Annotated in this window: 14 protein-coding genes; 6 read left to right on the forward strand and 8 right to left on the reverse strand. The window is 59.4% G+C overall.

Annotation, left to right across the window (positions count from 1 at the left end):
* Position 1 precedes the first annotated feature (1 nt).
* The 4 genes from VGN12_05685 to VGN12_05700 all read right to left on the reverse strand — a co-directional run bounded on the left by VGN12_05685 (position 2) and on the right by VGN12_05700 (position 4,824).
* Complete coding sequence (locus VGN12_05685; GenBank protein ID HEY4308924.1) at positions 2-2,161, reverse strand: tetratricopeptide repeat protein; 2,160 nt, start codon at positions 2,159-2,161, stop codon at positions 2-4.
* 27 nt (positions 2,162-2,188) lie between these two features.
* Positions 2,189-3,100: an SgcJ/EcaC family oxidoreductase gene (locus tag VGN12_05690; protein HEY4308925.1), complete on the reverse strand. Its 912-nt coding sequence runs from the start codon at positions 3,098-3,100 to the stop codon at positions 2,189-2,191.
* Positions 3,101-3,518: 418 nt separating this feature from the next.
* Positions 3,519-4,475: an SRPBCC family protein gene (locus tag VGN12_05695; protein HEY4308926.1), complete on the reverse strand. Its 957-nt coding sequence runs from the start codon at positions 4,473-4,475 to the stop codon at positions 3,519-3,521.
* Complete coding sequence (locus VGN12_05700; GenBank protein HEY4308927.1) at positions 4,459-4,824, reverse strand: metalloregulator ArsR/SmtB family transcription factor; 366 nt, start codon at positions 4,822-4,824, stop codon at positions 4,459-4,461. Before VGN12_05700 ends, VGN12_05695 begins: the two co-directional genes overlap by 17 nt.
* Positions 4,825-5,016: 192 nt before the next feature.
* Here VGN12_05700 and VGN12_05705 point away from each other — a divergent pair, with 192 nt between their 5' ends.
* The 3 genes from VGN12_05705 (at position 5,017) to VGN12_05715 (ending at position 6,262) form a co-directional block, all read left to right on the forward strand.
* Complete coding sequence (locus VGN12_05705) at positions 5,017-5,340, forward strand: metalloregulator ArsR/SmtB family transcription factor (GenBank protein ID HEY4308928.1); 324 nt, start codon at positions 5,017-5,019, stop codon at positions 5,338-5,340.
* Positions 5,337-5,750 (forward strand): SRPBCC domain-containing protein, encoded by a 414-nt coding sequence (locus VGN12_05710; protein HEY4308929.1) that lies wholly within the window; start codon positions 5,337-5,339, stop codon positions 5,748-5,750. Before VGN12_05705 ends, VGN12_05710 begins: the two co-directional genes overlap by 4 nt.
* A gap of 77 nt (positions 5,751-5,827) precedes the next feature.
* A complete protein-coding gene (locus VGN12_05715) occupies positions 5,828-6,262 on the forward strand; it encodes a DUF1801 domain-containing protein (GenBank protein ID HEY4308930.1) in 435 nt (144 codons plus the stop codon).
* A 52-nt stretch (positions 6,263-6,314) separates the two neighbouring features.
* On the opposite strand, the gene VGN12_05720 is transcribed toward VGN12_05715, so the two are convergent.
* Complete coding sequence (locus VGN12_05720) at positions 6,315-7,166, reverse strand: PEP-CTERM sorting domain-containing protein (protein HEY4308931.1); 852 nt, start codon at positions 7,164-7,166, stop codon at positions 6,315-6,317.
* 559 nt (positions 7,167-7,725) lie between these two features.
* On the reverse strand, positions 7,726-7,953 hold the full coding sequence (locus VGN12_05725) for a hypothetical protein (GenBank protein HEY4308932.1): 228 nt from the start codon (positions 7,951-7,953) through the stop codon (positions 7,726-7,728).
* Positions 7,954-8,565: 612 nt separating this feature from the next.
* On the opposite strand from VGN12_05725, the gene VGN12_05730 reads away from it, so the two are divergent.
* The 3 genes from VGN12_05730 to VGN12_05740 all read left to right on the forward strand — a co-directional run bounded on the left by VGN12_05730 (position 8,566) and on the right by VGN12_05740 (position 11,282).
* The gene (locus tag VGN12_05730) at positions 8,566-8,745 is read left to right on the forward strand and encodes a hypothetical protein (protein ID HEY4308933.1); all 180 of its coding nucleotides are present in this window, start codon (positions 8,566-8,568) and stop codon (positions 8,743-8,745) included.
* 157 nt (positions 8,746-8,902) lie between these two features.
* Positions 8,903-10,198 carry a hypothetical protein gene (locus VGN12_05735; GenBank protein HEY4308934.1) on the forward strand — a complete coding sequence of 432 codons (1,296 nt, stop codon included), beginning with the start codon at positions 8,903-8,905 and terminating at the stop codon, positions 10,196-10,198.
* Between the two features lie 346 nt (positions 10,199-10,544).
* Entirely contained in the window at positions 10,545-11,282 is a 738-nt protein-coding gene (locus tag VGN12_05740; protein HEY4308935.1) for a hypothetical protein, read from the forward strand.
* Here VGN12_05740 and VGN12_05745 read toward each other — a convergent pair.
* Positions 11,168-12,205 carry an SGNH/GDSL hydrolase family protein gene (locus VGN12_05745; protein ID HEY4308936.1) on the reverse strand — a complete coding sequence of 346 codons (1,038 nt, stop codon included), beginning with the start codon at positions 12,203-12,205 and terminating at the stop codon, positions 11,168-11,170. The genes VGN12_05740 and VGN12_05745 overlap by 115 nt on opposite strands.
* A 188-nt stretch (positions 12,206-12,393) precedes the next feature.
* Positions 12,394-13,146, reverse strand: a complete 753-nt coding sequence (locus tag VGN12_05750; GenBank protein HEY4308937.1) for a glucose 1-dehydrogenase — start codon at positions 13,144-13,146, stop codon at positions 12,394-12,396.
* Positions 13,147-13,371 lie beyond the last annotated feature (225 nt).

Genomic DNA, 13,371 nt, shown 5'->3' on the forward strand with positions numbered 1-13,371 from the left:
GTTACTTTTTAACGCGCTCGAAATTCAAACCGGGAGCGGACGGCGGCGCGCCGGTCAGCGCGAATTGCCATTTGTCCGGACCATCGGATTTGACCGAGCCCGACATGGCGCCCTGATCCTTGCTCTCGAGCGATAACTCGTCGCTGCTCGACTCGAGTTGGCCCTTCAATTCAACTGCGGGCTTGCCTGGCTGCAGCGCCGTCCAGGTGAACTGCGAATCATCGGTAATGGCGAGATTGATTGTGGAGTCGCCTGCATTGGCGCGCCAGTTGCCGACCAGGTCGGTTTGCGGCGCATCTTCGCCGGGGGCCGCGGGGCCTGGTGTTGGCGATTGCTGGGGCGACAGCGCATCGAGCATGCGCTTGGCCGTGGAATCCTGCGGCTGATTCTTTACGACGGCCTGCAAAGCATGGATCGCGGATTCTTTGTGGTCCAGTACCAGATCGTGATAAGCCAACACAAAAGCGGACGCGGGATCGGTTTGGTGATCACGGCAGTATTGTTCCAGCTTGTGCAGCTGTGCCATGTAATCATCGGTGTTCCCGTACAGGCTGCTCATTGTTGTCCAATCCATGCCGGGAGCCGACGACAGCAACGAGTTGAGCGCCGCGGCGGCGGGCTTGTATTCGCCCAAGGCGAAGAGCGCGAGCGCGCGCACTTCATGCACCACAGGATCGTTGGGGAGCTTTTGGAGCGCGGTGTCGAAATTGCCGAGCGCACCTTGATAGTCGCCGGCCTTGAACTGCGCCAGACCGGCATCGAAGAGACTGGTCGCCTGGTCGGAGTCTGACGTCTGTTGCGCTACCTGCGCTGGCGCGGCGTTCGGATCGTCGGCCGCGGCATAGTTGTTGACGACGACCGGCTGCGAGTAATCGTAAGGCGCGGCCATGGACGAAGCGTAATAAGGGTTCGAGTATCCACCGCCGTAACCCCAACCGCTGGTCATGGCGCCAAGGCCCCAACCTACGGCGCCCCAAGCGAGCGGCCTGTACCAGTTACTTCCCCAGTTACCGTTCCAACAGCCGTTGTACCAGCCATAGCGCGGATTGATGGCGTTGTTATGCCAGTTGCCGGCCCAACCACCGCCCCAGCCGCCGCCTCCCCAACCCCAGCCTGGATTGTTCCACCCTCCGTGGTCCCAGCCGGGACGATTGCCGACGAAGTTTCCTCCGCCGTAGCGGTTGTTGCCGTTATTGATGTTGACGCGATTCCCAACGTTGATATTTCCGTTGTTGATGGCGTTGTGATTTCCTCCGCCAATGACCGGTCGGTTATTGTTCCCAGGAAATCGATTGCCACCGCCGCCGATGACCGGACGATTTCCGCCGGCACCAGGACGAAATTGTTCACCACCACCGCCCGCGCCGGGGCGATTTCCACCACCTGCAAATCCGGGGCGATCACCGCCACCACCACCTGGTCGAAGCTGTTCACCACCCCCTCCTGCGCCAGGACGATTGCCACCTCCGGCAAAGCCCGGGCGGTTACCGCTGCCGCCGCCGGGACGGAATTGCTCGCCACCTCCCCCTGCGCCGGGGCGATTGGCGTTGCCAAAACTTGGGCGATCGCCACCCGCGCCAGGGCGGTTGCCTGCTCCTCCCCCTGCGCCGGGCAGCGTCGGTCGATTACTGCCGCCGAAGTTGGGACGATTCGCATTTGCCATTCCGCCCGAGGGGAACGACGGCCGATTGACCGGATTGACGTTATTTGGTTGATGCAGGGACGGGCGATTCGCCGCGCCGGCGCCACCGACGCCTCCGGGTCGCGCACCGGATTGCGACAGATTGGGCCGGCCGCCGCCTGACGGGCTGAATCCACCACCTGATCCATGCGAACCGATATTGGGACGCGCAGCATTGTTCGGGCGCGATGCGTTGTTCATCGACGGCCGGTTCATGCTGGGGCGCGCGGATGATTGATGAGAAGCGAACGAACCACCGCCGCCGCCCATCGAAGATCTTCCGCCGCCGCCACCGACTTGCCCCATTGAAGGACGTGCCCCACCACCACCGCCGCCGGGGCGACCTCCGCCGCCACCGCCACGGCCGCCTCCTCCTCCGCCGCCGCCACGACCGCCGCGCGCGTCGGCCGGGCTAACACAAATACAGATGCAAGCCAACGCGGCCACGGTTGCGACACCGCATTTAATGAATTGATTCATAGTTTTATTCCTTCGTCGCTGGCGGCGTTATTTGTTGGCAGGCGGTGCGCGGCGGGTAACCGTGAGCTCGAAGTCTTCTTCGAGCGTGTTCCCCACAATGCGGTCGGTCCCTTCGATCGAGTAATGATCCCGATCCTTCCAAATGACGTTCATCGTGGCACTGGCCGTGGTGCCGTCGGGATTGACTGAAGACGACTTGATAACGATGCCGTCGTCAACGACCGTCCAGTTGCCCTCGGCGAATCCACCGTCAGTGTCGAAAAGCCACGAACGAATCCTTCCGACCGAAGGGTCCCAGCCGATCCGTTGCGATGATTTCCGCGGCGTGCCGCTGGCGGGAGTGGTTTCGAATTCGCCGAGCAGATAGTTCTGGTCGTCGGACCAGCGATACGAAATCGTTACTTTGCCGTCGGCTCCTTCGTTGATCCAGTCACCGACGAGCCGAGACAGTGGTTCCAGGCTCTCGTGAGGAGTCGGCAGCGGATCGTCAGCGAAATCGCGGAACGACGCGAGTTGCCAATCCTTGGTTCCCTTGGACCACACCGCGATATATCGGAAATGAGATTTCTCGGCGCCGTCGGCGGTGGTCATGGTGCGGGCCCCTTCCTCGATCGCCACGGGACCGACCAGCCGGATCGACTCGGTGTCGACGGCCAGCTTCGCCGCGGGGAACTTCTTGAAGAACGCGCCCAGGAGATCCTTGATTTCCTGCGGCCCCTGAAAGACGGTGCCCTGCTCGTCGATCAACTCTCCCTTGGGCAAGAACACCGCCGCTACTTCGTCTGCCTTGCCGGCATTGAAAGACGCGACCATACGGCCGGCGCTTTTCCGCACGGCCGCCGCCTGATCGTCTTCGGCGGCCGAGACAGAAGTCGCGACCGTTAATAGAGCCATCGTCAGCAGGCAGAGCTTGGGATTAGCGATTGGATTACTTCTCATGGCAACTTGTCCTCTTGAAATCTGGCGGCGTTGGCGGCGAGTGTTGCCGGCAACGGCCGGACCTGAACGGTTTGCGGTTGACATATTATCAATGACGGCTGAGTTGCGGGGCGCTGGCTGTAAGCCGGGCTCGCGGAAGACTTTCGTCCCTCTCAGGATCAGGCCGATCGGCGTTAGAACTGCCCTGCGTAGCTTCGCACTGCGGCGCGGACTCGTCCAGTAGGCGGATCAAGAAATCCGCGTTAGCCAAGTGTTATGGCCAGCGGATGGTAGCCAGCGGAGGAGTGCGAAAATATCGTCGTCGCGAGCCGGGCGCGTCGCATTAACACTGGTTCATACGCGAATGCATTGGGGACAGGTCGTTCAATGCAACGGGGCGCAGGAAAAGGCCCGCGCCCCGAAAAACTCGCATCTCGTTCTATTGCTGAGTGCCGACGTACTCTTCCAACTTGTCGAACGATCCGGTCCAGCCCTGTGTCATGCCGGTACGAGCTTGGATAAACGTTTCCAGTTCTTCGGGCGTCGTGGCGCCGTGCGGTTCCCACGTAACCGTGACGCGCGTGCGGTCAGGCCCTTCGGCCGAGAGTTCGACGACGGTCAGCATCGTTTTCGGCCACGTCGGCGACATGGGATGGCGGGAGATGTTTTCGTTTTCGTCGCTGAATTGTTGCGTGTAGACGAGGCGGTTCGGTTTCTCGATGCTCAGGTAATGGGCTTTGCCGTACATCTTGGCGTCAGCCGGGCCCGAGAGGACGAAGAACGTTCGTCCGTCCGGCCTGATGTCGGACTTTATAAACCGCATGTTGAAACCTGTCGGCGCCAACCATTTCGAAAAATGCTCGGGCTTGGTCCACATCTCGAACATCAATTCCAACGGCGCGTCGAACGTGCGATTGATGACGAACTTCTCTTTGCCGGAGGATTCCTTTTCCAGGTATTCGGCCAGTCGATCCCAGGTGGAATTGCCGCTCGCGTGCTTGATGACCTCGCGAATGTGCTCCAAGGCCTCGGGCGTATCCACGGACATAGTCATGTCCATCTTCGTACGGCCTTCGACTTCCGAGAATAGAACCGTGACGCGGAATAGGGGCGGTCGGTCTTCGCTGCCGCCGTGATCGTAAACCAGCTTCTTATGCTCTTCGACCTCGAAGTAGCGCGTGCTGTTCGGCCAGTCGACGCCATCGGGTCCGTGCATCGTGTAGACCCAACTTCCACCCGGCCGGAGGTCTTTGCTGTGCGTCGTCAAAGTAAAGCCGCGCGGTCCCCACCACTGCGCCACCTGCTCAGGCTCGGTCCACGCGTCCCAGACGGCTTCGACCGGGGCATCGTACAGGCGGATGATGTGGATCTCGTAGGATTTAGTTTTTTCGGCCATCGGTTTTTTCCTTCGCGTGCTTCTTGGCGGTAACGGTCTTCAGGTGTTCTTCGAGACGATCAAAACTTTGTTCCCAGAAGATGCGGTATTGCTCCATCCAGACGGCCACCTCTTGGAAGGCGTCGGGATTCAGTTTGCAGGGACGCCACTGCGCTTCGCGCGTCTTGGTAATCAAGCCTGCCTTCTCCAAGACCTTGAGGTGCTTGGTGACCGCCGGCAGGCTCATCCCCTTAAGAAACGGCTTAGCCAATTCCGAAACGTTGGCCTCGCCGCGCGAGAGGTGAACCAACATGGCCCGGCGGGTCGGATCGGCCAACGCGGCAAACGTCTGACTGAGTGTGTCCTGCATGGGAGTATACCGATGAGTTAATTAACCTAATGGTTAACTATAGGGATCGCACGAGAACCGTCAACAGGCAATTTCTGCATTATGTAAGAGGTTTTTGCGCTGACCCCGTGCTCGAAAGCGGTACGCCCGATTGACATCCCATAACTAAATGGCTATTAATTGATCCATAACCATTGAGCTATAGGTTCCCTTATGCAGACCTCGCCCGATTTGTTGTTCAAGTCTCTCGCCGATCCGACGCGACGCGCCATTTTTGAGCGTTTGAGCCGCGATGGCGAACAGACGGTGCGGATGCTCACTGACAACTCGGGCGTGTCGCAGCCGGCGATCTCGAAGCATTTGGGAATCCTCAAGCAGGCCGGCCTGGTGCAAGCGCGGCACGCGGGGCGCGAGACGCACTACAGCGCCCAGCCGCGCGCACTGGGGACGCTCGTCGACTGGTTGAATCACTACGGCCGGTTCTGGCAAGAAAGATTCGCGCGTTTGGAAGATTTACTGAAACGGATGGACCAATGACACACTCGCATACGCTGGTGATTGAAAAGGAGTTTCCCTTTCCGCCAGAGAAGATCTGGCGCGCGCTCACCGAAGGGGCACTCATCAAAGAGTGGTTGATGGAAAACGACTTTCGGGCGGACTTGGGGCACAAGTTTGCTTTCCGGGCTACGCCGCAACCGCATTGGAATGGCATCATCGATGGCGAGGTTTTGGTCGTCGAACCGAACAAGAAGCTCTCCTACAGTTGGTGCTCGATGGGATTGGAGAGTGTTGTCGCTTGGACGTTGATCGCGAAAAGCGGCGGGACGCTGGTGCGGATGGAGCAGTCTGGATTCAAACCCGATCAAGAGGCCGCCTACAAGGGAGCGAACTACGGCTGGCAGAAGTTCATCGTCAGCCTGGAGCAGGTTGTCGCCGAGCTACCGTAACCCCGGCAGTGCAAAGATGCCTTGCCTCACTGGCTACTGGTGGTCAGTGAGGCGAGTGCAAAATCAGAGAACGAATCATGGCGAAACAAAGTCCGAATGACGAATCCGCGGCTGACAGAATCACAGAACACATCAAAGCGCTCGGGGATTGGCGGGGAGCGACGCTGGCGCATCTTCGAAAATTGATCCATGATGCGGACCCCGATATCCAGGAAGAGTGGAAATGGGTCAAGCCGACGAATCCCGGGGTGCCTGTCTGGTCGCATGACGGGGGCGTCTGCACGGGGGAAACGTACAAGCAAGTCGTGAAGCTGACGTTCTTTCGGGGTGCCTCGATCAAAGATCCGAAGAAGCTCTTCAATGCCAGCCTGGAGGGAAACGTACGGCGCGCAATCGATCTGCGCGAAGGAGAGAAGATCAACGAAGCGGCTTTCAAGCAACTGATTCGCGCCGCAGTTGCGGCCAACACCGCAGCGATTGCTGAGCGAGGTGCCAAGAAGAAGAGTAAGTAAAAATGCGGCCGTCGCGCCCTAACTCACGACGGCCGCAGAGCAGTCGGTCGAATTACCGCGGGCGTCGCACCTTGCGAATCGCGGGAACAACGCCGATCAACGCCAACGCCGCAAGCGCGAACGTTCCCGGTTCGGGAACCGGCGCCAACGGAGCGGCATTCGTGCCCTCGATTTGGCCGGTCAGCACGACGTCGATGTTAAGGCCGCCGGTCATGACGTTTACTAAGACCGACACAGGAATCGAAACGGCGGTTATACCGCCGAACGTCCCAATTCCGCCGTCCGTCGAGGAATTCAGGCCGGAATTCCCATCAATGCCGGTCGTGCCATTCAAGAACGGTGTACCGTCTCCGGTGTTGATGTTGTAGTCGAGCGAGCCATAGGTCAGTCCCAACGTGACCTGGCTGGCATCGAAGGCGCTGCCGCCCCCGGTGAGTGTGATGGCGCTACTGGTGAGGCTGGTGACCGCGTCGCGAATCGCCGCCACGCCCGCTAGGGCGAGCGGCCCCTCGGGGTCATCGGGGTCAGGCACCGTCAGGAACAAGCCATAGTTTGCCGGATCGGAGCCGGGCGATGGCGGATAGGGATTCATCGAATCACCGGCCGACGCGTCGCCACCGCCGATGGCGGGCTGCATATCGCTCTCCTGATTGTTGAACGCGACGCTACCACTATTGAAGGTGATGGTGCTGCTGTCGATCGTTGCATCGAAGGTGCCGGTCAGGCTTGTTGTGTCACTGCCTGAAATTTGGGCCGACGTCAGCAAGGTCGACGTCGTGTGATCGTAGACCGCGATACTCAGCGAGCTGAAGTCCGGGTCCACATAGAACGTATCCGCACTTGCGATGCGGATGGCCACCATGGCGCAAGTCATGGCGACAAGGGGAGAGATGCAGCGTCTCATCAGTCGATCCTTTCTTCACAAAGCCGTGAACAGAAGGACGAAAAAGGAGTGCCGCCAACAAGCGGCCTCCGAACTGCCACGGATTCTCTCGCGCGAGTTGCTATCTGCAAGTGAAATCTTTGTGAGTAACAAAAATATAGTTATCGCTCATAGTATGAATACACTATACGCGTTCCGATGCCATTTAGTGCCCATGCTTCGACGTCAACATCTATAGATATTCAGTGCGATTGGCTGCATCACATGTGACAGACTCCGCATGCGTTTTCTCGTCGTTGCGCGCGATGCGCAAAAGGCATCGCGCCGTCGTTGGCTCAACTCGATACCACGACGCAAGTTGGCGTCGACCGTTGCTGGCCGTGCATGAATCTTCGAAGTCGATCTTTAGATGCATGCTCGACGAGATCAGTGAATGGCTGGGCCGCAGGTGTCTGTTTGATCGCGCGCGAGGGGCGTCAATCGGCACGGTCAGACCGTCGGCCAATTACGAATTCGCGGGCCTTTGCCGCGAGGGGCGATCGAATCGAGATTCGCGCCAAAAAAACGCGCAGCAGCAAGACTACGGTCGGGTGGAGAGATCTCGCAGCTCGTCGCGGTCGAGTTGCTTCTCCACGTCATCCATGTGGCGCTCGACCTCGACGGCACGCTTATCGCGGAGGTTGTCCCAGCTGAAGCCTTGCTTCTTGGGCGCCACGCCGTCTGGCGATTCGTCGCGTTGCGGCAGCCGGCGGCAACCTACCCCGGAAAACAAGGCGGCGATCAACACGATCGATAAGATTCGCCGCATGCAGGACTCGTTCAGGTGGATGATAGGGAATTGAAAGCCAATGGATCGACGGGCTATGGCTGTGCGACACGCTTCTCGCCCAACTCCCGGGCAGGCGGTCCGTTCAAGATCGACTGCGTCCAAGCAGGGACCGACCGGCGTATCGCAAGGGCGCGGGAGTGTAGAAATCAATGGCGAACCGTGCAATGGCAGGATGGCCGTAGAAGCGGCAGTTGTCGCAAAATCGGATTGCCCCGCTGTGGACTGCTGACCACCAGTCTGGCGGCATTGATGCCGTCGGGAGTGCCGGACTCCCTTTTGCGGATTGCAGGCAAGCTCCTGCGGGGAGTGATGTTTGGGGCGCCGGGACAACGTATTGCGGCACGTTTGATAAAAAAAAGTGCGATGGCCCCCCGGTACGGCCTCTTTTCCTGTATTGCCTGCTGGTCGGGGCTCGCCGAATTTGTCGCTGCGGCATGAAAGTCGCTTATCAGGCCTTTCACTAGCTTTGAGGCCTCCGCCGGCGTCTCTCCGTCGACGCCAACCGCGAAGGCGGCGTCGATCTTACGCCGGCGGAGTCTCCTTATCGGTTCACCCTAGCAACCATTTTAATTCGTTTTTGGAGCTTGAATCATGAAGCGGTTATTGGCTTTTTGCCTGGCGGTGACGTTGGTGGGCCTGTGCTCGGGATGTGAGAAAAAGGCCGAGGTGAAGAAGACGACCACGATCAGTTCACCGGAAGGCAAGACGACGGAGACCGACACCACCAAGATTGAAACATCAGGCAAGAATCCGCCAGCGGCGAATCCATAAATGTCCGGCGGGCGATGCGCGGATTGCGTCTAAAGCGAACGACGTTGTGTGAGGCTTTGTGCGCACAGCGTCGTACTTACCTCGCTGGCGCTTATGGCTAGTGGATTGAACGTGGGGCTGCGAATTCGACCTGCCAACTAGAAGATGAGGTGATGACATGACGCCCCGGATTAAACCACGTTTTGTTGCAGCGATCGTTATCGGACTTGCCCTGACAAGCTTTGGTGAAACAGCCTACGGGCGCGGAGGGGGCGGGCATGGTGGTGGCGGCCACGGCGGCGGCGGTGGGCACGGCGGTGGAGGCGGCGGCTATCGTGGCGGCGGAGGCGGCGGATACCGTGGTGGTGGTGGTGGCGGGGGTTCGCGGAGTGTAGGTGCAGGCGGTGGCGGGGGACGCAGTTCTGGCTTCGCCTCCAGCGGTCGATCCGGTGGTAATGTGTCTCATGCGGGCGGCCAGAGCTTTGCAGCTCGACATAACTCGTCGATGGGAGGTATGGGGCGAGGCGCGAACAACGCAGGCGCCGGTGGAAATAATTTCCTGTCGCACCATAACGCAACGCCCGGCTCGATGGCCGGTGGTCGCGGAGGGATGGCGAATCAACATATGGCCGGTTACCGGGGCTTCGGCGCCGGAGGATTAGGCTACGGTGGGTTTGGCGCCGGGGGACTCAGTGGATTTGGGTACGGCGGCCTGGGCTACGGAGGTTTGGGATATGGTGGGCTAGGAGGACTCGGACTACTCGGGCTCGGTTATGGACTAGGCATGGGAATGGGCATGGGAGGCTACGGCTACGGCGCTGGCTATGGTGGCGGATACGGAGGAGGCTACGGTGGCGGTTACGGCGGTGGATATGGTACGAGCAACTACGCAAATTATCCTGCCGACGATTCGAATCTTGCGAACACGGCGCAAGTTCAGCCGCAAAATGCGGCAGCCGAGGCGATGCGGTTCGACGAGGCCGGTGAAGAGGCGTTCCGCGCCGGTAACTATCAGAGTGCCGCGTATAGCTGGCGACACGCCTTGGTCGATGATCCGCAGAATGGCACGCTAGCCATGATGCTGGCGCAAGCGCTCTTCGCGCAAGGCTCGTACAACGAGGCCGCCGCGGCGACCGAGTTGGGAATGACCCTCTTGCCGGAGGATCAATGGGGCGTTGTCGTTAAGAACTACAAGGAGCTGTATCCCGACAACGCTACATATACGCAGCACCTGCGAGCGATTGAAAAGGCTCGCAACGATAAGCCGGACGATCCAGGGATGCGTTTTGTTCTAGGTTTTCAATACGATTATCTTGGCTACCCGACGCAAGCCGCGAAAGAGGTCGAGAAGCTATTGCAGATATCTCCGCACGATCAATTCGCACAGAAGCTCATGGAGTCGATCCGCGGCACGGGCACCAGCCCGGCGTTGCCGGCTCCGGCAGTGACACAAGCGACACCCAAGGGCGAGTGATCGTGAAATCTGATTTCTAGCACCGGCTCGTCCGCCCCCCCGCGGCGCGGACGAGCCCTTTAATTGCCCACCCATCGCAATGCGGCACCTTTAGGAGTGATATGTCATGACCGCGAAGCTATCGAATCGGCACGGCTGCAATATTCCCAACGTTCGTCCGGAAAACCAACAATGCGACGCAACAGATGGAACGGTGGACCAATCGCGCCGAGAGCGGCCCCAGACCAAGATTGTCGCGGAGGTTGCAATCGTGAAGACGTCGACGCGGCGAAAAGCGAAATAAGATCCGTGTCGCCAGTATTCATTTCGACGCCGAAATGAACATGATGTTGCCGAGGTAATTCGCGTGGTTGACGCTATAGCGGACTCTACCTTCTGGCAAGCGCTGCTGGCTGGTCTGGTGGCAATCGTCATCCTTGCCAGCTTCAGCCGAATCTGGCCCAGGTTGATCCGCGCTACTGGCCCTGTGGGCCGGTTTTACTATCGCTTTACGACCGTCAAAGCGCTAACGGGCAGCAGCGAAGCCCGCAGTCAGTTTCATTTGCGAATTCTGTTGGCGTATGTCGTTCTGCTGGGACCGATTGCGGTCTGCATCGTCAACGTCGAGTCGATCCGTGCCATTATGGATGGCACCAAAAAGGATGAAGACTTTGCCGAGTTGGCCGCTGACATTACCGCGCCGACGCATCGCTTCGTGCTTTACGCGATTGCCATTTGCGCATATCTGGGAGTTCCTGTCTGGGCAGGGGGCGCCGCAGAAATTGCCGCGGTCAGGGCGCGAGTGATTCGCCGTGAACAGCAGTTATCGACGCTCGCCGCTGAACAAGAGCGCGTGGGACTTTACCAGGCGCTCGATGAGGTACGGGACGAGCCCACGCTAAACGCATACTTCGCCGCGCTCAACGACCTCTCGCGTCGCTACGGGCTGAAGCCATTCGAACGTCCCTGGGCGAAGCCGGACGGCGAGAGCTATCGCGAAGCAACACTCGATCTTCCAAGCGTCCGCAGAGCACGCCCAGCCAATAGAGCGAAGCCGATCACGGCTAGTAGCGCGGTCGACGGCTCGGGAGCCGGCACGAAGTGAATGAAGTTGCTCAGGTTCGTCGACGTCGAGAAGGTCTCGCCGGTGTATCCACTTAACCCGGCCAGGGACAGGATCTGCTGATCTGTGAAGAGCGGCAGGTTGGTGTCATAAGCCTTGTTTAGGGCTGCCATCCACATGTTCGCGATGATCGCGTTGCCGACGATATTCGGATGCAATGCGTCCTGAAAAAAATCGAGCTGACTGCTGCCGGTTGCCGTCAGGCTAATCGGCACGCCTCCGATGATGATCGACGTGGCATTAGTGGCCAACACTGACTTTTCCAAACCGAAGAAGTCGACGTAGGGAACGTGCTTGGCGTCGGCGAATGCAATCAACTGATTGTTGACGTTCGTGATGGAATTCTCGAGTTGCAATTTTTGAGCAGGCGTGGCGGCGGCTGCCGCCGGCTCGAACGCAAAATTGTTGACGCTGCCGAGAAGGAAACCCTCCGCGCCGGCGTTGAGTACCGTCTGGCTGGCCGTCTCGATATTATTGGCAACCGTGTTCTCGAAGTTCGTGAGCGCGGCGCCAGACAGCGAGCCACTTAGGATCGACGTCGCGGCATTGCCGTAATCGTTATTGCCAATAAATATGATGCCCGTCGTCACGTTTCCGGCAGTCACGTTCGAGGCAAGCGCGGTGTCTTGATGCTGCGGGTTGAGTAGCGTCGTCGAAGTGGCACCGCCGACGGCATGATTGTAGGGCAATCCGCTGCCGCCAAAATTCAGGCCGCGGTCGGCCTGCAACATGCCGGGCCACTTGTTGACGGACGAGCCATCCGAACCACTGTCCCCCATCACCCCCAGGCCGTGCAACACCGCGGCCCGTGCGTTGTGAGGAACTTGATCAAGACATGCTGCGCCGAGCGATGTCACCGCGATTACGAATAGAACTCGATTCGCAAGTCGGTGCCGAAATGCCATGATTGGTCCCTCAAGGATCCCAAGATGCGCAAGAAAACGCGATCGAGCGATGGGCATCGCCGGCCCCTCGCTCGATCGCCGATGATAGTTCGCGCCAACCACTACGGCAAGCGCGCTGCCAGCGCATCGTTGCGCGAACGCTGTTGATTCGCCGACGATGTGGCGCCTCGCAACGACCTGCCGTCAAACTACTGTCGCGCACCACCCGCCAGGACTAGCGTTTGCCCGGTGGCCCAGCCTGACTCTTCCGACGCAAAGAACACCGCCGCGCGACCGATATCCTCGGGCTGTCCAATGCGTCCCAGCGGCGTCTGCGACTCGACCATCTTGCGAAAATCCCCTTCGGCAAAACCGGCGCTGTGCAACCCTTCGGTCTCGATCATGCCGGGGTTCAGCGAGTTGACGCGGATCTTCTTCGGTCCAAGCTCGCGTGACAGCGATATCGTTATCGCGTCGACGGCCGCCTTCGTGGCGCTGTAGACCGAGGCGCCCGGTAGCGGCATTGGGCTGACGATCGAGCTAATGTTAATTACCGAGCCACCGGCCGATCCAAAATGCTTGACGGCCTCTTGTGTAGTGAGCAACAGCCCCAGCACATTCAGATTGAACTGCTTGTGAAAGTGCTCAGGCGTGACGGTTTCCAGCGGTGAGAATTCGTAAACGCCGGCGTTATTCACCAGCACGTCGAGCCGATCGAACGCGGAACTCGTTTCAGCGAACAGGCGCTTAATGTCCTCGGGCTTCGAAACATCCGCTTGCACCGCGACGGCCTTGCCTCCCTTTTTGCGAATGCGCTCAACAACCGCCTCGGCGCCAGACTTGCTGCTGGCGTAATTCACGACGACCGACGCTCCCTCGGCCGCGAGATTTTCTGCAATCGACGCGCCAATCCCCTTCGAGGCTCCCGTTACGACGGCAACTTTACCTGTGAGACGGCTCATGGAAAATCTCCTTATTTGCTTGGCTGTTGTGCGGTTTGCGGACGCCGTTCGGCGGTCCCTTCATCTCGGAATACCGGCGGTTCGTGCCCCTCTTACGCGGAAATGCTGCGTCGATGAATTCCGCGGTGTTTACAGGGGAATCCAGGCAGTCTAGCGCGGCTTGCGGGATTTGGCCAGCCGTGACGTGTGGCGGTCGTTTTTGCATCCTTACGACCTCGGCAGCAG

This window comes from Pirellulales bacterium, assembly GCA_036499395.1.
Taxonomy (GTDB): Bacteria; Planctomycetota; Planctomycetia; order Pirellulales; family JACPPG01; genus JACPPG01.

Coding starts and splice junctions, on each gene's coding strand:
- VGN12_05745 (HEY4308936.1), bottom strand. CDS start 12,205: ATGGCATTTCGGCACCGACTTGCGAATCGAGTTCTATTCGTAATCGCG.
- VGN12_05715 (HEY4308930.1), top strand. CDS start 5,828: ATGGCGAAACAAAGTCCGAATGACGAATCCGCGGCTGACAGAATCACA.
- VGN12_05700 (HEY4308927.1), bottom strand. CDS start 4,824: ATGCAGGACACACTCAGTCAGACGTTTGCCGCGTTGGCCGATCCGACC.
- VGN12_05695 (HEY4308926.1), bottom strand. CDS start 4,475: ATGGCCGAAAAAACTAAATCCTACGAGATCCACATCATCCGCCTGTAC.
- VGN12_05705 (HEY4308928.1), top strand. CDS start 5,017: ATGCAGACCTCGCCCGATTTGTTGTTCAAGTCTCTCGCCGATCCGACG.
- VGN12_05720 (HEY4308931.1), bottom strand. CDS start 7,166: ATGAGACGCTGCATCTCTCCCCTTGTCGCCATGACTTGCGCCATGGTG.
- VGN12_05725 (HEY4308932.1), bottom strand. CDS start 7,953: ATGCGGCGAATCTTATCGATCGTGTTGATCGCCGCCTTGTTTTCCGGG.
- VGN12_05750 (HEY4308937.1), bottom strand. CDS start 13,146: ATGAGCCGTCTCACAGGTAAAGTTGCCGTCGTAACGGGAGCCTCGAAG.
- VGN12_05690 (HEY4308925.1), bottom strand. CDS start 3,100: ATGAGAAGTAATCCAATCGCTAATCCCAAGCTCTGCCTGCTGACGATG.
- VGN12_05730 (HEY4308933.1), top strand. CDS start 8,566: ATGAAGCGGTTATTGGCTTTTTGCCTGGCGGTGACGTTGGTGGGCCTG.
- VGN12_05735 (HEY4308934.1), top strand. CDS start 8,903: ATGACGCCCCGGATTAAACCACGTTTTGTTGCAGCGATCGTTATCGGA.
- VGN12_05710 (HEY4308929.1), top strand. CDS start 5,337: ATGACACACTCGCATACGCTGGTGATTGAAAAGGAGTTTCCCTTTCCG.
- VGN12_05685 (HEY4308924.1), bottom strand. CDS start 2,161: ATGAATCAATTCATTAAATGCGGTGTCGCAACCGTGGCCGCGTTGGCT.